Source organism: Paenibacillus sp. FSL F4-0243, from assembly GCF_037963295.1.
In the GTDB taxonomy this organism is placed as follows: domain Bacteria; phylum Bacillota; class Bacilli; order Paenibacillales; family Paenibacillaceae; genus Paenibacillus_AQ.
Map to the genome: position 1 here is coordinate 179,247 of NZ_CP150151.1, position 18,861 is coordinate 198,107.

Here is an 18,861-nt window from a genome sequence, read left to right on the forward strand (position 1 = left end):
ACAAAGACAGCGTCCACGTATCGTCGTTATGGGCGGTGGCACGGGGCTATCTGTCATGCTTCGCGGCTTAAAAGAAAAGCCGCTAGATATTACAGCTATAGTTACCGTAGCAGATGATGGAGGAAGCTCGGGCATTTTGCGCAGTGAACTGCAAATGCCGCCTCCTGGGGACATCCGTAACGTATTAACAGCTATGGCTGATGTAGAGCCGCTCATGGCGGATATTATGAGATATCGTTTCAACACGGGCGAAGGCTTGGCGGGTCATAGTCTTGGCAATTTAATTCTTGCCGCGCTTACAGATATATCTGGCGATTTTGTCACAGCTGTTCGTGAGCTTAGCCGATTATTTGCTGTTCGCGGACGGGTATTACCCGCTGCGGGGGATGCCGTAGTATTGCGTGCAGAAATGTCGGACGGCACGATTATCACGGGTGAATCTAAGATACCGGAAGCAGGCGGGATCATTAAACGGGTTTCTTTGGAGCCTGCTGATGTGGAGCCGTTGCCTGAAGCACTTGAAGCGATTCGAAATGCTGATGCAATTCTTTTGGGGCCAGGTAGTCTATATACGAGCATTCTTCCGAACCTACTTGTTCCGAAGCTAGCAGAAGCAGTTGTATCTTCTGATGCAATCAAAATTTTTGTCTGCAATGTAATGACTCAGCCTGGTGAAACGGATAATTATACTGTAAATGACCATCTACAAGCCGTTTATGATCATATTGGGATTCATTTATTTGATTATATTATTGTGAATGACGGTGAAATTCCAGAGCAGGTGCAGTCGAAATACGCTGAGAAGGGTGCACGTCCGGTACAGCTCGACAAGGATGTACTAGAAGGCAGTGCATATAAAGTTATAGCGGATAAGCTAGTGTTATTCCGAACTTATTTAAGGCATGATACCGATAAGCTTAGTCATCATATCTATCAGCTTGTGCAAGATTGGATAAACAGAAACCCTAGGGTATAACTTAAAATATAAGAAAATATAAGTTTTACACCTATACTTTCTTATTTTTCTCGCTTAAACGCTTACCGTCCTCAAAAGGACGCCGAAGGCGTTTATGCTTGTATATATGAATGACGTACTTATTTTCAGAAAGAGGTGAGACCCTTGTCTTTTGCGGCCCTTACCAAAAAAGAGCTGACGATGGTGGAGAGTGAGCCCTGTTGTGAGAAGGCGGAAATGTCAGCGCTTATCCGTATGAATGGATCTGTGCAGCTTTCAAGCAAAAAGGTGATTCTCGACATTTCGACGGAGAACGCCGCGATTGCAAGGCGGGTATATTCTTTACTTAAGAAATATTACCAGGTCCATATTGAGCTACTCGTGCGTAAAAAAATGCGTTTGAAGAAAAATAACGTTTATATCGTTAGAATCCCTAGTCGCGTACAGGAAATCTTAAATGATCTCAGAATTGTGTCCGAAGGATTTATTTTTACCGACGGTATTGATAAAGAGATTGTTGGGAATAACTGCTGTAAGCGTGCTTATTTGCGGGGTGCCTTTTTGGCGGGCGGATCCGTTAATAATCCGGAGGGTTCCTCTTACCATTTGGAGATTTCCTCGATGTATGAGGAGCATTGTAAGGCGCTGGTCGATCTGGCTGGTGAATTTCACCTAAACGCACGCTGCATTGAACGTAAAAAAGGGTTCATTCTATACATTAAAGAAGGCGAGAAGATTATCGAATTCTTAAGTCTGATCGGGGCGCATCAAGCGTTGTTCAAATTTGAGGATGTAAGAATTATGCGCGATATGCGTAATTCCGTGAATCGGATCGTGAACTGCGAGACTGCGAATCTCAATAAAACGATAAGTGCCGCAGTGCGGCAGATTGAGAATATCAAACTGCTGCAGCGAGAAGTGGGTCTGGAGAGCTTACCGGATAAACTGCGGGAAGTTGCAGAAATTCGAATGGCACATCCGGATATCAACCTTAAAGAGGTTGGTGAAATGCTGAAAGGTACGGTTAGTAAGTCCGGAGTAAATCATCGACTTCGTAAGATTGATGAACTGGCGGACAAGGTTCGAGGCGGCTAGTCACTTTTTTTCTAGTGTGGTTTACGTTATAATGATATAATAATATAAAATTAATGTGAAATTTTTGGGGAGAACTCAATTAGGGGGTAAGCGTTTCATGACAAAGCACCCGGTAGTTGTTCGGTTGAAGACAGGGCTACACGCTCGACCGGCAGCATTGTTTGTGCAAGAAGCTAACAAGTTTTCGTCGGAGATTTTCGTGGAAAAAGACGATAAAAAAGTAAACGCCAAAAGTATTATGGGTATTATGAGCCTAGCGATCAGTTCCGGCACGGAGATCTATATCAGCGCGGATGGTGCAGACGCGGATCAAGCTGTAAACGCTTTGACGAGTCTCGTCAGCAAAGAAGAGCTTGAGAACCAATAATCTTTTGAAGTGACTTTTTATCGAATGACTAAAAAGCCCCTAGGGGCTTTTTTTTATACCAAAAAATAGATTTTAACTGTGCAACATTTACCAAAAAGACTCGTCTAGAGGATAATAACAAATCACAAAGGATGAAAGGGGCTGGCAAATATGAAAGGTTTGGTAAAAAAGATTGGTTCAGTGTTGATCGTAGGAAGTTTGTTAATTGGAGGGATTAGCATGAGTGGTGTCTTCCAAGGTCCTGCAAAGGCTTATGCAGATGAAGTGCAGAAAAATGTTGTTAGTGTAGTAGGTAAAGGTGAGTTGTCCATCAAGCCGGATATTGTATACTTGTCCATCGGTGTGGATACTACGGCTACAACTGCGCAAGAAGCGCAAAAAACAAATGCTGCTAAAATCCAAAAGATCACTACTCTACTGAAGGGGACTTGGAAAATCGCAGATAAGGATATTCAAAGTACCCAATTCTATGTGCAACCCAACTATAGTTATAGTGAAAAAGAAGGACAGCAAGTGAAAGGATACAACGCGAATCATACACTGTTAGTGTCCTATAGAGATCTGACTAAGGTTGGTGAATTGCTAGACGCTGCATCTGCGGCGGGGGCAAATAATATCGGAAATGCACGTTTTTCCGTGGAAGATACTTCTGCCTTTGAAGCTCAGGTGATTGAAAAGGCGATGGCGAACGCAGATGTTAAAGCAGGTGCTATTGCTAAGGCAGCTAAACGTAGCTTGGGTCAAGTAATCACGGTCAGCCAAAATGATGGCAATGTCACTCCGGTTTATTTTGAACAGAATCTAAAAATGGAAATGGCTGCAGCAGATGCTGGTGCAAGCACATCCGTTCAACCGGGAGTAGTTAAAGTTACAACACAGCTGAGCGTAATGTATGAATTGAAATAGTAGCAGAACAAGATGATTGCAGAGAGGAGAGGTGATCTTCCACTAGTAATAGTGGGGGATGCCTCTTTTTTTGTGTAAATTCTCTAAGATTAGGTTTAATAAACTGGAAAGGAGTGGGAAAATTAGATGGTGAATATCTCAAAAGAAACAGTACGCAAATGGGGCATAGGTTTGATGTCGGCGGGATTATTGCTTGGTGGAGGATTGCTGCCTAGTGATAAGGGTTATGCAGCGTCTGATCAGACGAAGAGCAAGGCTATTGCTGCAAGTATAGCTTTAAAGGCGAACGGGGTAATTTCTCAGCAGACAGGTATTTTGCAGGAAGGGAAGGTCTGGATTCCGATTACCTTTATGCGTGATGTGCTGCAATTACCTCTAACTTATGATAAAAAAGAAAATGCATACACGATCGGAAAGGGAACGACTAAGGCCAAGTTGCTGTTATCTAGCTATGGTACTTCAATTTGGGTGAATAATTATTACATTCGAGAGTATGAAGGAAAGCTAATAAACAACCGGCTTTATGTTCCATCCGGTCTGTTAAATGATTATTTGGGTTATAAAGTGGATTGGAGTCGGGGCTCTAGTAGGTTGAATGTGGTGAATAGATCACAGAATGCGTTGATAGTAACCACGGAGACCTATGCTAAGGATCGGAAAGAGGCTTTGATCCAGCTTGATTATCCGAAGTTTAGTGGATTAAGCAATTCCAATGCACAGCAGGCCATGAATGATATTTTGAAAGAAAGTGCCATGAAATTCGCTGCAGGCGCAGAGAAGGATATCTCGAATCGATCCGGGTCAGAGCCTAAGTATACTTATGATATAGATTATGTGGTGACCTACAATCAGGATGGTGTGATCAGTTTAGTGATGTCAGAGTATAGCGATACGGGCGGCGCTCATGGTATGACCAATCGGGAGGCTTTTACCTTTTCGCTCAAGGATGGAAAACGTCTGCTGTTGGGCGACCTGTTCGGAGCTAACCCAAACTACAAAAAAGAGTTGAATGCTAAGTTAAACAAGCTAGTAAAAGCGGAGGAAAGTTATTTGGGAGGATTCAACGGATTGAATACGGAAAAGTATTTTTATCTGAAGGATGATCAGGTCGTTCTGTTCTTCCAATTGTATGAATACACAGCTTATGCTGCGGGGTTCCCCGAATACATCTTTACTTTCAAAGAACTGTTGCCGGAAGGCGGCAGCCCATTTGCTGCTGTAAAATAAATAGAACTGGACATCTCCCCCTTACCAGAATCACCTCGAATTCATATGCTAAATGGAGTAACTAGTTTATGAACGGGGGAGAGCTATGAGCTATCAATACACTGCAATTGGCGATTCCTTGACGACTGGATTTGGCGCTCTGCCAGGTAACGGTTTTGTACCGGTGTACCGTAGAATGGCGGAAGGGAGACTGCGTTCTAACGTAGCCTCCACGAATTTGGGCGTGAATGGATTGACTACTTCTGAATTGGAACAGCGGCTACGCGGAAGCTCTATGACTCGTGAAGCCATTCGAGCAGCGGATATTATCACTCTATCCATTGGTGGTAATGATTTAATCCATGCAGCGAAGGCTGCAGCTAGACAACCTGAAAATTTATCTAAAGAGCTGCGAAGATCATTGCAAGAGTGCAAACAGAATTTTGCTGCAATTATGAGTATCCTCTTCCAATTGAAGGCGGGAACGCGTAGACCTTATATCATTCGAATTGTGGGATTGTATAATCCCTATCCTCAGGTAGTAGGCGCTACAGAGTGGGTAAGGCAGTTTAACAGTTATGCCTCACAGTACAGTAGCCGGGTATGTGGATTTGCTTCTATTTATAGTGAGTTTGCAGGAAACGAGAGAGGGCTTTTATCAATTGACCACTTACATCCTAATGGTCGAGGCTACCGTGTGATTGCTGAGAAACTGGATGCGCTTGGTTATGGTGGTTTGTATTAATTGAGATTCGTATGAAGTAGTGGTTTGAAAAGTAAAGAGGCTGTGCACTAACCATCAAGTGGATAGGGCACAGCCTCTTTGTGTTGTTTTATAGCTTACACACCGCTAGGCAGTGTCTTCTCGATGACTTTATCAACGATACCGTAAGCTGCCGCATCTGCAGCAGTCATGAAGTAATCACGATCAGTGTCCTTCTCAATACGTTCTAGCGGTTGACCCGTACGTTCTGCAAGAATACGATTCAACTTATCACGCAATTTCAGGATACGACGGGCACGGATTTCAATATCCGTTGCTTGACCTTGAGCACCACCCAGAGGTTGGTGAATCATGATCTCACTGTTAGGCAGCGCGAAGCGTTTGCCTTTAGCGCCAGCGTTAAGTAGGAAAGCTCCCATAGAAGCTGCCATACCCACACAGATGGTGGAAACGTCCGGTTTAATGTACTGCATTGTATCAAAAATAGCCATACCTGCAGTAATGGAACCGCCTGGGCTATTCACATAAAGGTGAATGTCCTTCTCCGGATCTTCGGCAGCCAAGAACAGCATTTGTGCGATGATAGAATTGGCTACCACGTCATTAACCTCCGTTCCAAGGAAAATGATGCGGTCCTTCAGCAGGCGGGAATAGATGTCATAAGCGCGCTCACCGCGGTTGCTCTGTTCTACTACCATAGGAATATAACTCACGTGGAAAACCTCCTTGATATTGGTTCTTCAAATGTATTCATTTTTACTCTTGCCGTATTACCCACATGATAAACAAATTCAAACAAAAAGTCAAAGAAAGTCAAACTTATATTCAAAAAAAAGAGCCGACACGCGGCTCTTTGGTTAAGTAGTAGTATAGGCACTACTAAATTATGTACAAAAGTGAAATTAATGGCGCGCCCGCCAAGAATCGAACTTGGATCTCAGGCTTCGGAGGCCTACGTCATATCCATTGGACCACGGGCGCAACAAAAATGATTATAATACAATTTCTGTGCAATTGCAATGGACAGGAAGAAACGACGCTGTCGTCCTTTATTGACGACAACCGTTTCTCGTAGAAATATAAGGATGATATATAACGTGAAACCTGTAATTTCTTATATTTTTAATAATACTGTACTCAGGCTCTATCCCTTGTCTTCAAGGTGGACAAGCGTACATTGTGTTTCACTCAGCTAAAGAATCTGGATTGTTAATGACAGGTTTTTTGGAGCTGAATCTCTTTCCCAATCCTATAAATGTATAAGAAGACAAGCGCTTGAGAATTCTACTCTCGGAAGACTTGCACTTCGAGCAATATTTGGTTAGAATATGAGTGGGACTTAAAAAGTTTACCCGGGACATTTTGAGACCATGAACAAGGGAATAGAGGAAGACGAAGTTGCAGGAGTGAAAGTATGCGTAATTTATTAGATATCCAAAAGCAGCTTCTGCCTGATCTCATGGAAACCCTTAAGAGACGGTACACGATTCTTCATCAGATCATGCTGTCCGATATAATTGGGCGCAGAACGCTTGCCGCTTCACTTGATATGACTGAGCGGGTACTGCGTGCCGAGACGGATCTTCTGAAATCGCAAGGGCTCATTGAGATCGAGAGCGTTGGCATGCGCATTAGCGCTGCTGGGCGTAGACTGCTTGATTTGCTAGAGCCGGTCGTTAAGAGCCTGTTTGGTCTGGATGAGCTGGAAGAGAAAATTCGGGCAACGTACGGTCTGGATAAAGTTATTGTGGTGCCGGGTGATTGTGAGTCATCGCCGTTCACCAAACGTGAGCTTGGCCGAGCGGGTGCAAAAGCGCTGCTCAGTGTACTTCGTACAGATGATATAGTTGCTGTCACAGGTGGATCAACGCTTGCCGATATGGCTGATCAACTGACACCGCCGTTATCCCTTTCCTATAAGAACGCTTGGTTTGTTCCGGCGCGTGGTGGATTAGGAGAGAGTATGGAGATTCAAGCCAATACGATTGCCTCAACAATGGCAAAGCGGGTAGGAGCGAATTACCGGTTGCTGCATGTACCTGATTTACTTAGTGGGGATGCCTACCAGTCACTAGCACTTGACTCTAATATTGGAGAGATTGTACAAATCATCCGCAGTTCGCGTATTATTGTACATGGGATTGGGGATGCCATTGAAATGACTCGCCGCCGCAAGCTGGATGAGGCAACTGTCTCAGAAATCCAGGGTGAGGGAGCCGTGGCTGAATCCTTTGGGTATTACTTTAACGAAGATGGTCAGGTTGTCCATACGATGCTTACGATGGGACTACGTCTAGAAGATATTGTTCGGACGGAGACAGTCATCGGTATTGCTGGAGGCAAACCAAAGGCCAAAGCCATTCATGCCATGCTGCGTTTCGGGCAGGAGAATATACTCGTCACCGACGAGGCTGCTGCTGTGGAAATCGGCAAGGAAATTGATAATCAGTTACAGATATCCTCGTAACTCACTAGAGATTATATCTTGCATCATACTTAACATTGTTGTCATGACAGGCTTCACGGTCTGTTTTGAATAAATAAAACGAATTCTAGGAGGAACTATTCAATGAGTGTAAAAGTTGGAATTAACGGATTTGGACGTATTGGACGCCTTGCTTTCCGCCGTATTCAAAATGTAGAAGGTATCGAAGTGGTAGCAATCAACGACTTGACTGACGCTAAGATGCTTGCTCATTTGCTTAAATATGATACAACTCAAGGTAAATTCCAAGGTGATGTTGAAGTACATGATGGCTTCTTCAAAGTCAATGGCAAAGAAGTTAAGGTTCTTGCTAACCGCAACCCTGAAGAATTGCCATGGGGCGACCTAGGCGTTGATATCGTACTTGAGTGCACAGGTTTCTTCACAACTAAAGAAGCAGCTGAAAAACACTTGAAAGGTGGAGCTAAGAAAGTAGTTATCTCCGCTCCAGCTACTGGCGACATGAAAACTGTCGTTTACAACGTTAACGATGACATTCTTGATGGTACTGAGACTGTTATTTCCGGCGCATCTTGCACAACGAACTGCCTAGCTCCAATGGCAAAAGTATTGAACGACAAGTTCGGTATCGTTGAAGGCTTGATGACTACAATTCACGCTTACACTGGTGACCAAAACACTTTGGATGCTCCACACGCTAAAGGTGACTTCAGACGCGCTCGTGCAGCAGCTGAGAACATCATTCCTAACACTACTGGTGCTGCTAAAGCAATCGGTCTTGTTATTCCAGAACTTAAAGGTAAATTGGATGGCGCGGCTCAACGTGTTCCAGTTGCAACTGGTTCCCTGACTGAGCTTGTAACTGTTCTTGATAAGAGCGTTACTGTTGAAGAAATCAACGCAGCAATGAAAGCAGCTTCCGATCCAGACACTTATGGTTACACTGAAGATGAAATCGTATCTTCCGATATCAAAGGTATGACTTTCGGATCCCTGTTCGATGCTACACAAACTAAAGTATTGACTGTTGGCGACAAACAACTCGTTAAGACTGTTGCTTGGTATGACAATGAAATGTCCTACACTGCACAATTGGTTCGTACTTTGGAGAAATTCGCTAAAATCGCTAAGTAATTGACTTGATATAAGTAACATCTATAGAGCGGAAACAGAAGTTCCTTGTTTCCGCTCTTTCTAAATGTATTTCTTGTTTCCTGCTAGAAACAACTTTGGGTGTGGAGGAATTAATCATGAACAAAAAGAGCGTCCGTGATGTAGAAGTAAAGGGTAAACGCGTATTTGTACGCGTGGATTTCAACGTACCTGTAGAAGACGGTAAGATTACTGATGATACTCGTATTCGCGAAACCCTTCCTACCATTAAATATTTGATTGAGAACGGTGCAAAGATCATTCTTGCGAGTCACATGGGTCGTCCTAAAGGTCAATTCGTAGATTCCATGCGTTTGACTACTGCTGCTGAGCGTCTGTCCGAGCTTCTTGGCAAACCAGTAGCTAAAGCTGACGAAGCTGTTGGCGAAGCTGTCAAAGCAAAAATTGCTGAGCTAGGCGAAGGCGACGTACTTGTACTTGAGAATGTTCGTTTCTACCCAGGCGAAGAAAAGAACGATCCTGAATTGGCTAAACAATTCGCTGAACTAGCTGATTTGTTCGTCAATGATGCGTTTGGTGCGGCTCACCGTGCACATGCATCGACAGAAGGTATCGCTCATTTCTTACCAGCTGTATCAGGTCTTTTGATGGAGAAAGAATTGACCGTTCTTGGTAAAGCTCTTACTAACCCAGAACGTCCTTTCACTGCGATAATCGGTGGTTCGAAAGTTAAAGACAAGATTGATGTTATTGATAACTTGTTGTCTTTGGCTGATAACGTCCTGATCGGCGGTGGATTGTCTTATACATTCACTAAAGCACAAGGCTTTGAAATCGGTAAGTCACTTGTAGACAACGACAAACTTGATGTTGCTCTTGGATTCATCGAAAAAGCCAAAGCACTTGGCAAAAACTTCATGCTTCCTGTTGATGTTGTGGTTGCTGATAAATTCGGTGCTGATGCTAACACTAAGATCGTTAATTACAATGAAATCCCAGAAGGCTGGGAAGGACTTGATATCGGACCTAAGACTCGTGAACTTTATGCCGATATTATCAAGAACTCCAAGCTGGTTGTCTGGAATGGACCTATGGGCGTATTCGAAATCGATAAATTCGCTGAAGGTACACTTGCAGTAGCAAAAGCTTGTGCAACAACTGAAGGTTACACTGTTATTGGCGGCGGAGATTCCGCAGCAGCAGCAGAAAAATTCCACCTGGCTGACCAAATGGATCACATCTCCACTGGTGGCGGTGCATCCCTTGAGTTCATGGAAGGCAAGGCGCTTCCTGGCGTAGAAGCACTGAACGACAAGTAAGACGTATAGAAGGAGGCAATTAAATTCATGAGAACACCAATTATTGCGGGTAACTGGAAGATGTTCAAAACAGTTCCTGAAGCAGAAAGCTTTATTGCTGACATCAAAGGCAAAGCAGAAGTAGAAGGCGTTGAGACTGTAATCTGCGCCCCATTTACTAACCTGCCTGCACTTGTAGCAGCTGCAAAAGGTACAGACATCAAGATTGGCGCACAGAACCTGCACTTTGAAGATAACGGTGCTTACACAGGAGAAATCAGTGGTGTAATGCTTAGCGATCTTGGCGTAGACTATGTAATCATTGGTCACTCAGAGCGTCGTGCTTATTTTGGCGAAACAGATGAAATCGTGAATAAGAAAATGCATGCTGCATTCCGTCACGGTATCACTCCAATCGTATGTGTTGGCGAAAAGCTCGAAGAGCGTGAAGCTGATCAAACTAAAGCAGTATGTAAAGTACAAACTGAAGCTGCATTCCAAGGACTTAGTGCCGAGCAAGCAGCAAAAGTTGTCATTGCATACGAACCTATCTGGGCTATTGGCACAGGTAAATCTTCCACTTCCCAAGATGCTAACGAAGTTATTGCTTACATCCGCAGTCTTGTAAAAGATTTGTATGATGTTGCAACAGCTGAAGCTGTTCGTATTCAATACGGCGGCAGCGTGAAGCCTGAGAATGTAACTGAGTACATGGGCCAAAGCGACATCGATGGTGCGCTTGTTGGCGGTGCCAGCTTGCAGCCTGCTTCCTTCGTTCAATTGGTTGAGGGGGCGAAGTAAGATGTCAGCTCCAAGACCTGTAGCTTTGATCATCATGGATGGTTTCGGTTTGCGTGGAACATCTGAAGGTAACGCCGTTGCTCAAGCTAACAAACCTAACTATGACCGTTACTTGAAACAATATCCTAATACTACCCTTACTGCTTGTGGTGAAGCTGTTGGTCTTCCAGAAGGCCAAATGGGCAACTCTGAAGTAGGGCACTTAAATATTGGTGCAGGACGGATTGTATACCAGGATTTGACTCGTATCGATAAATCGATCCGTGAGGGCGAATTCTTCGATAATGAAACACTGGTAGCAGCAGTTAGAAATGCTAAGAACACAGGTAAAAAGCTTCATCTTTACGCGCTTGTATCCGACGGAGGGGTACATAGCCATATTAATCACCTGTTTGCTATGCTTGACCTGGCTAAGAAAGAAGATATGCACGAAGTGTATATCCATGCTTTCATGGATGGCCGGGACGTACCTCCAGATAGTGGTAAGAAGTTTGTTCAAGATCTGGTTGCTAAGATTGAAGAAGTTGGAGTAGGTACAATTGCAACGGTATCCGGGCGTTATTACGCAATGGACCGTGACAAACGTTGGGATCGTGTAGAAAAAGCTTATCGTGCTATGGTTTATGGCGAAGGACCGAAATACACAGATGCTCTGCAAGCTATCACTGCTTCTTATTCAAATTCCGTATTCGACGAATTCGTTGAACCTAGCGTGATTGTAGACAGTGAAGGCAAGCCGGTAACGGCAGTAGAGAGCGGCGATTCCGTCGTGTTCCTCAACTTCCGCCCTGACCGTGCTATTCAGTTGTCACAAGTGTTCACGAATCAAGATTTCCGCGGTTTCGACCGGGGTCCTTTGTTCCCGCAAGACTTGCACTTCGTATGCCTGACTACTTTCAGTGAAACGGTACAAGGTTATGTAGCCTATTCACCGAAGAACCTGGATAACACATTGGGTGAAGTACTTGTGCAACACAACAAGAAGCAACTGCGCATCGCGGAAACTGAGAAGTATCCGCACGTAACGTTCTTCTTCAGTGGTGGACGTGATGAGGAACTTCCAGGAGAAACTCGTATCTTGATCAACTCTCCTAAAGTGGCAACCTATGATCTTCAACCTGAGATGAGTGCTTACGAAGTGGCTGCAGCCTGCGTAGCAGAAATCGAAGCGGAAAGACAGGATGCTATTATCCTTAACTTTGCAAACCCTGATATGGTTGGACACTCCGGTATGCTGGAGCCAACAATCAAGGCTGTAGAGGTAACTGATGAGTGTGTAGGTAAAGTAGTGGACGCAGTAGTTGCCAAGGGTGGCGTTGCGATCATTATCGCCGATCACGGTAATGCAGACATGGTATTTGATGAGAACGGTCGTCCGTTCACAGCTCATACTACTAACCCGGTTCCGTTCATCCTTACGGATGAAAATGTTGTATTGCGCGATCGCGGTATCCTTGCTGATGTAGCACCAACCATTCTGGATCTGATGGGAATTCCGCAACCTGCGGAAATGACTGGTCAATCCATGATCGCTAGTCGCAAATAAGGAAACAATACCTAAGATTAAGCTTCAACAATCAAAACCAAAACATTGTTTAAAGGAGATTAACTAAAATGACTATTATTTCTGATGTTTATGCTCGCGAAGTCCTTGACTCCCGTGGTAACCCTACTGTAGAGGTTGACGTTTATCTTGAATCCGGTGCTAAAGGCCGCGCTATCGTTCCTTCCGGCGCCTCCACTGGCGCTCATGAAGCTGTAGAGCTTCGTGATGGCGACAAATCCCGTTACATGGGTAAAGGCGTTCTGAAAGCTGTTGAGAACGTAAATGAAATCATCGCTCCAGAAGTTATTGGTATGGACGCTCTTGACCAAGTGGGCATCGACAAATTGATGATCACTTTGGATGGAACTCATAACAAAGGTAAATTGGGCGCTAACGCAATCCTAGCTGTATCCATGGCCGTAGCTCGCGCAGCTGCAGCAGCATTGGATATTCCTTTGTACGTATACCTGGGCGGATTCAACGCTAAAACTCTTCCAGTACCAATGATGAACATCATCAATGGTGGTGAGCATGCGGACAACAACATCGACGTTCAAGAGTTCATGGTTCTTCCTGTAGGAGCTCCAAGCTTTAAAGAAGCTCTTCGTACAGGTGCTGAAATCTTCCACAACTTGAAATCCGTACTTCAATCCAAAGGCCTGAACACAGCTGTTGGTGACGAAGGTGGTTTCGCACCAAACCTTGGTTCGAATGAAGAAGCAATCACTACAATCATCGAAGCTATTGAAAAAGCTGGTTACAAACCAGGTGTTGACGTATTCTTGGGTATGGACGTTGCTTCCACTGAGTTCTACAAAGACGGTAAATACACCCTTGCTGGCGAAGGTAAATCTTACACTTCCGCTGAGTATGTTGACCTTCTTGCTTCATGGGTTGAAAAATATCCTATCATCACAATCGAAGACGGTATGTCCGAAGACGACTGGGATGGTTGGAAATTGCTTACTGAAAAATTGGGAGACAAAGTTCAATTGGTTGGTGACGACTTGTTCGTTACAAACACTGAGCGTCTTGCAACAGGTATCGAAAAAGGTATCGGTAACTCCATCTTGGTTAAAGTTAACCAAATTGGTACATTGACTGAAACTTTCGATGCTATCGAAATGGCTAAACGTGCTGGTTACACAGCAGTTATCTCTCACCGTTCCGGTGAATCCGAAGATAGCACAATCGCTGACATCGCTGTTGCGACTAACGCTGGTCAAATCAAAACAGGTGCTCCTTCCCGTACAGACCGTGTTGCTAAATACAACCAATTGCTTCGCATCGAAGACGAGTTGGGTGAATTGGCTCAATACAACGGCCTGAAATCCTTCTACAACCTTAAAAGATAATCTGCTTTTATAGCAGAGTACGAAGACCCGCCATTATGGCGGGTCTTTTTTTAATATGTGTTTATCCTAATCTTTCAAGAAAAGCTACGACTTAACAGTCTAGGCGGTTGTATTACCGGCACTGCTATGATAAAATAAGAGTACTGTTTATGTATCGTGATAACCTCAATTACCATAGATAGTGATGCTTAGGCGTAGGAGGTGGAAGTGAATGGATATCTTTTTGAAAGTTGTGCTCCTGATTTTTTCCGTCGGTCTTATTGCGGTCGTTCTTCTGCAAAAGGGGAAAAGCGCGGGTCTTTCCGGTGCCATCTCCGGTGGTGCTGAGCATCTCTTTGGTAAAACAAAAGCTCGTGGTATGGAACTCGTACTACAACGTGTAACAGTTGGACTTGCTGCAGGATTCTTCATTATGGCGATTCTAGCTGCTGTTTTCATTGACTAAAGTACCTACAGTAAGCCCTCGCTCTGTTCTGAATGGAATGGAGCGAAGGCTTTTTTGTTATAATAAAAAGGGGATAAAGCACCTGCAGGTGCTTTTCTTTGCATAGCAGAAAGAATAAGATTCGATACGGTAAAGCCTTAATAAATAAACTTTCTCCTTCGATGTGAATGAAATTTCGTACTGCGTTTACCTTTGGATGACAGTAACAGGGATGCGCAGGATTGATTTCGTGTATACTAGGGTATGAAGTAGGTAAAGGTAAATTTTACTTGGCATTACTACAGAGCAGGACAAGACATACATATTTGCCAGCGGCTTGGAGCCGCGGAGGGCTGGGGTGACGAACATGATAACACAAGAAATATTACTCGATTTCATGCGGGAAACTGCATATAAACCAATGACTTATGAAGAGCTGGTGAGCCATTTTGCTCTAGAAGATAGCACAGGGTTTAAAAAGTTCGAGGAACTACTAATTGAATTAGAGCAGGACGGAAGAATTGTATTAACTCGTAATGCACGTTATGGCGTGCCGGAACGAATGGATTTACTGCGAGGCCGGTTACAGGCTCATGCGAAAGGCTTCGCTTTTCTTATCCCGGATGATCGTGATCATCCTGACGTATATATCCATGCGAATGATCTTAAGGGAGCTATGAATGGTGATATCGTCCTTATCCGTATTACCTCTAAAAGTCCGTCCGGCGGACGTATGGAAGGCGAAGTTGAGCGCATTGTAAAACGGGGAGTATTGCAGACGGTTGGCGTATTTCAAAATCTGGAGACCTATGGCTTTGTGCTGCCTGATGATAAACGGATTAACCGCGATATTTTTATTCCGAAGCAATCCTTCATGGGGGCGGTAGACGGTCAAAAGGTCGTTGTACGTATCGTGAATTATCCAGAAGGCCGATCAGCGGCAGAGGGTGAAATTATTGAGATCCTCGGACATAAGGATGATCCAGGAGTCGATATTCTATCTATTATCCGTAAGCATCAGCTGCCTGAGGCCTTTCCGGCTGAAGTGATGAACGAAGCGGACAACGCTCCGGATTCAATCACAGAAGAGGAAATTGCTGAGCAGGGACGTCGCGACTTGCGCGGACTAAACATTGTCACGATTGATGGTGAGGATGCTAAGGACCTGGATGATGCGGTTAATGTTCAGCGACTGGAGAACGGAAACTACAAGCTAGGCGTGCATATTGCGGATGTAGGTTATTACGTACGCGAGAGCTCTGAGCTCGATAAAGAAGCCTATGATCGGGGCTGTAGTGTGTACTTGGTGGATCGGGTGATTCCGATGCTGCCTCATCGTTTGTCTAACGGGATTTGTAGTTTGAATCCACAGGTAGACCGCTTAACGATGTCCTGCGAGATGGAATTTAACGAACACATGAAGGTCGTGAAGCACGATGTCTTTACAAGTGTGATTCGCACCAAGGAAAGAATGACTTATTCCAATGTTCGCAAAATTTTGGAGGATGAAGATCCAGAATTGCTGGAGCGCTATAGTCCATTAATTGATGATTTCCGTCTCATGAAAGAATTGGCGATGAAGCTGCGTGATGCACGGATGCGGCGAGGCGCGGTTGATTTTGATTTTGAAGAAAGCAAAATCATCGTAGATGAGAACGGCAAGGCTGTAGATATTGTGAAGCGTGAGCGTTCTGTAGCTGAGCAGATTATCGAGGAATTTATGCTCGCGGCGAATGAAACAGTTGCGGAGCATTTTCACTGGTTGAAGGTTCCGTTCCTTTACCGGATTCATGAAGATCCAGATCCAGAGAAGCTGCAGAATTTTATGGCTTTTGCGGCTAATTTCGGATATCACGTGAAGGGACGTGGCAATTCGGTTCATCCACGTGCTTTGCAGGATCTGTTGGAGCAAATCCAAGGGACTAAAGAACAGACCGTTATTAGCACAATGATGTTGCGTTCCATGAAGCAGGCGAAATATGATGCGGAGAGCACAGGCCATTTCGGACTGGCTGCGGAATACTATTCCCACTTCACTTCGCCGATTCGCCGTTACCCCGATCTGGTCATTCACCGCGTAATGCGTGAAGTGATTGAGAATGGAGGGGCGCTGAGCCAGAAACGACATGATTATTTGACCGGCCGGATGCCTGACATTGCTCAGCAGTCCTCGGAGCGTGAGCGTGTAGCGGTAGAAGCAGAACGCGATACAGAGCAGCTGAAGAAAGCTGAATACATGCAGGATAAAGTAGGCGAGGAATTCGAGGCAATGGTCAGCAGTGTGACCAGCTTCGGAATGTTCATCGAGCTGGACAATACTGTCGAAGGCCTTATTCGTCTCAGCGCTATGAGCGACGATTATTATCACTTCGACGAGGCCCATATGGCGCTCATCGGCGAGCGCACATCACGGGTGTTCCGTATTGGCGACGAGGTGAAAATTCGAGTCGCCAAGGTAAACATGGATGACCACACGATCGATTTCGAGTTGGTCGACATGAAACCACGCGCGCCAGGTGAGCATCGCGGCGGTGGTTTTGGAGGCGGCCGCGGTGGCAAAGGCGGCCGTCCAGGTAGCGGCGGCTTCAAGGCGCCAGCCGGGGGTAAAGGCGGCGCGGGCAGCAAGGGCCGCGGCGGTAAAGGCAAGCCCGGCGCTGCTGTAGGCGCGGGCAAGGGCAAGCCGGGCGCTGGTGTGCGCGTCGGCGAAGGGCCGCGCGAAGCGGCCGGTGTTGGCGCACCGGGCGGACGCGGAAAGCGGAAGCGCGGGCGTGATGCCGGCGAGGATGCGAGCCGGGTAGTTGCGGCGCCGGGCGGAAGCACCGGCGCAGAGCGCGGGGGCGAAGCCGGCGGTAACGTAGGCGCGCCACGTGAGCGCAGCGGCGGGCGAGGCCGCGGCGGTGACAACGGCGGTGCCGGTAGTGGACGCGGCATCAGCTTCGGCTTTGGCTCCGGCAAAGGCGGATACGGCGCTCCTGCGTCTGACTCTTCCGGCGGCGAGGTCCGCGGCCTGGACGGCAGCACGAAGTTCCGTAGCCGAGAGGACCGCGGCGGTAACTTTGGCGGTGGAGAAGGCCGTAGCGGCGCTCCAACAGGTAAAGGTCGCCGGAAAAAGAAGAACAAAAGCGGTGTGTTCATCGGTCAATCCGTGACACCAGGCAACGTTCAGACGTCAGAACAAGCCGCTTCTAAACGTAGTGAAACTACAGGTAACGCACCAGACGGTGCTCCTCGTAAGAGAAAGAAGAAATAAATAACGTTATTGGGCTACATTACGTAGCTCTATGACGCAAAATTAAGCACTGCCCCCTTTGATTGGGGGCGGTGCTTTTTTAATTCTTTTTCGCGGCTCAAGTGTGAAATTCTCATTTATGACCGAGACTATTGGTTGCCACAAGTTTGTTGAGTAATAATCAGAAGAAGCTAGGTTGCAGCATTGTTTGTAACTATGACACTTGGGTTGGAGCAAAGTAACCCGTGCTATCACGATGCTTATTTTTTAATTGCATAATGTGCAGTTAAAATTCCGGCGTTTCAGTAGAGATTGAGGTTAATTGCACTTTGTACATTAAAATGTGATCAGTATCTTCAAAACGGCATGATTTTGAGTTTTTAACTGCAGAAAGTACAACTAAACAACCATCGAGCATCTAAATATATTAAATAGATGTATAAAGTGCATTTATGTAGCTTTAGGGTAGCGTCGGAGGGAGAGAGTGAATAGAAAAGGGTATGAGTTAACTGAGATGTGTGAATATAGAAACATAAACAATTTTTTATAAATAAATGTAATTAAAGTTAACTATTGGGCAAACTTACTGACAACTAGTTGTCAAAATGGCTGGGAAAGGATTACCTGATCCTTCCTTGCGCACAATCGATTCCATTTGTTACAATATAGATCAGACGTTCGATGACTATGTCGTTTAAGATTAGAGAGACATGGTTACTTTAACTTATGAATATGATTCAAGGAGTGATTCTCATGGGTAAAAAAGCAGACGGGAAAGTACTTGCCCAGAACAAAAAAGCTTCCCATGATTATTTTATCGAGGATACTTATGAAGCTGGCTTGGTGCTGACAGGTACAGAAATCAAGTCGCTACGTAATGGCCGCGCTAATATTGGAGATGCTTTTGCTACGATCCGTAACGGTGAGATTCACATTCACAACATGCATATCAGCCCTTTTGAACAAGGTAATCGTGCTAACCCTACGGACCCGACGCGTACTCGTAAATTGCTGATGCATAAGGAGCAAATTCATAAACTGCTGGGCTTGTCCAAGCGAGATGGATTTACGATTGTGCCACTCAAGATTTATGTGCGAAATGGCTATGCGAAGCTGTTAATTGGTCTTGGTAAAGGTAAGAAAGAGTACGATAAACGTGACTCTGCTGCTAAGCGTGATGCTCAACGTGATATTCAGCGTGTATTGCGTGAGAAGCAAAAGATCGCCAGATAATCTAGGAAGAATGTACGATTCAAATGAGTACCAGTTTCCACCTTCAATTCCTTTAACCTACGTGTTAAAGTATTGATAAATGTGATATACTGAGTAAGTAAGATTATTGCTTCGTTACAGACTTCTTGAAGAAGAAGCTGTGGATAGGATCTCTCTTGCTTGG

Annotated in this window: 16 protein-coding genes and 1 tRNA gene; 15 read left to right on the forward strand and 2 right to left on the reverse strand. The window is 45.1% G+C overall.

Annotated features, from left to right (window positions below):
* The first annotated feature begins 28 nt into the window (after nt 1–28).
* From NSS87_RS00875 to NSS87_RS00900, 6 genes are all read left to right on the forward strand, one after another.
* Complete coding sequence (locus tag NSS87_RS00875; protein WP_179085868.1) at nt 29–976, forward strand: YvcK family protein; 948 nt, start codon at nt 29–31, stop codon at nt 974–976.
* Between the two features lie 144 nt (nt 977–1,120).
* Nucleotides 1,121–2,050, forward strand: a complete 930-nt coding sequence (gene whiA, locus NSS87_RS00880; protein WP_042123310.1) for a DNA-binding protein WhiA — start codon at nt 1,121–1,123, stop codon at nt 2,048–2,050.
* Between the two features lie 97 nt (nt 2,051–2,147).
* A complete protein-coding gene (locus NSS87_RS00885) occupies nt 2,148–2,417 on the forward strand; it encodes an HPr family phosphocarrier protein (RefSeq protein WP_036687106.1) in 270 nt (89 codons plus the stop codon).
* A gap of 150 nt (nt 2,418–2,567) precedes the next feature.
* The gene (locus tag NSS87_RS00890; RefSeq protein ID WP_042184030.1) at nt 2,568–3,323 is read left to right on the forward strand and encodes an SIMPL domain-containing protein; all 756 of its coding nucleotides are present in this window, start codon (nt 2,568–2,570) and stop codon (nt 3,321–3,323) included.
* Nucleotides 3,324–3,449: 126 nt separating this feature from the next.
* Nucleotides 3,450–4,550: a DUF4163 domain-containing protein gene (locus tag NSS87_RS00895; RefSeq protein ID WP_339244254.1), complete on the forward strand. Its 1,101-nt coding sequence runs from the start codon at nt 3,450–3,452 to the stop codon at nt 4,548–4,550.
* A gap of 85 nt (nt 4,551–4,635) precedes the next feature.
* A complete protein-coding gene (locus tag NSS87_RS00900) occupies nt 4,636–5,274 on the forward strand; it encodes a GDSL-type esterase/lipase family protein (RefSeq protein ID WP_042184032.1) in 639 nt (212 codons plus the stop codon).
* A 95-nt stretch (nt 5,275–5,369) separates the two neighbouring features.
* Here the strand turns inward: NSS87_RS00900 and clpP are convergent, their stop codons facing one another.
* Complete coding sequence (gene clpP, locus NSS87_RS00905) at nt 5,370–5,966, reverse strand: ATP-dependent Clp endopeptidase proteolytic subunit ClpP (protein WP_042184034.1); 597 nt, start codon at nt 5,964–5,966, stop codon at nt 5,370–5,372.
* A 193-nt stretch (nt 5,967–6,159) separates the two neighbouring features.
* Nucleotides 6,160–6,234: transfer RNA gene (locus tag NSS87_RS00910), tRNA-Arg, on the reverse strand.
* Between the two features lie 433 nt (nt 6,235–6,667).
* Here NSS87_RS00910 and NSS87_RS00915 point away from each other — a divergent pair.
* The 9 genes from NSS87_RS00915 to smpB all read left to right on the forward strand — a co-directional run bounded on the left by NSS87_RS00915 (nt 6,668) and on the right by smpB (nt 18,698).
* The gene (locus tag NSS87_RS00915) at nt 6,668–7,720 is read left to right on the forward strand and encodes a sugar-binding domain-containing protein (protein WP_042123320.1); all 1,053 of its coding nucleotides are present in this window, start codon (nt 6,668–6,670) and stop codon (nt 7,718–7,720) included.
* Between the two features lie 102 nt (nt 7,721–7,822).
* Nucleotides 7,823–8,833 (forward strand): type I glyceraldehyde-3-phosphate dehydrogenase, encoded by a 1,011-nt coding sequence (gap, locus tag NSS87_RS00920; RefSeq protein WP_036687120.1) that lies wholly within the window; start codon nt 7,823–7,825, stop codon nt 8,831–8,833.
* A 116-nt stretch (nt 8,834–8,949) separates the two neighbouring features.
* A complete protein-coding gene (locus NSS87_RS00925; protein ID WP_042184036.1) occupies nt 8,950–10,131 on the forward strand; it encodes a phosphoglycerate kinase in 1,182 nt (393 codons plus the stop codon).
* Between the two features lie 27 nt (nt 10,132–10,158).
* Entirely contained in the window at nt 10,159–10,911 is a 753-nt protein-coding gene (gene tpiA, locus NSS87_RS00930) for a triose-phosphate isomerase (RefSeq protein ID WP_042123325.1), read from the forward strand.
* 1 nt (nt 10,912) lies between these two features.
* Nucleotides 10,913–12,457, forward strand: coding sequence for a 2,3-bisphosphoglycerate-independent phosphoglycerate mutase (gene gpmI, locus NSS87_RS00935; protein WP_042123328.1), 1,545 nt, complete (start codon nt 10,913–10,915; stop codon nt 12,455–12,457).
* 68 nt (nt 12,458–12,525) lie between these two features.
* A complete protein-coding gene (gene eno / locus NSS87_RS00940) occupies nt 12,526–13,812 on the forward strand; it encodes a phosphopyruvate hydratase (protein WP_042123330.1) in 1,287 nt (428 codons plus the stop codon).
* A gap of 211 nt (nt 13,813–14,023) precedes the next feature.
* Nucleotides 14,024–14,257 (forward strand): preprotein translocase subunit SecG, encoded by a 234-nt coding sequence (gene secG / locus NSS87_RS00945; protein WP_042123332.1) that lies wholly within the window; start codon nt 14,024–14,026, stop codon nt 14,255–14,257.
* Nucleotides 14,258–14,603: 346 nt separating this feature from the next.
* Complete coding sequence (rnr, locus tag NSS87_RS00950; RefSeq protein ID WP_339248363.1) at nt 14,604–17,486, forward strand: ribonuclease R; 2,883 nt, start codon at nt 14,604–14,606, stop codon at nt 17,484–17,486.
* A 732-nt stretch (nt 17,487–18,218) separates the two neighbouring features.
* On the forward strand, nt 18,219–18,698 hold the full coding sequence (gene smpB, locus NSS87_RS00955) for an SsrA-binding protein SmpB (protein WP_339244261.1): 480 nt from the start codon (nt 18,219–18,221) through the stop codon (nt 18,696–18,698).
* The last annotated feature ends 163 nt before the right edge of the window (nt 18,699–18,861 follow it).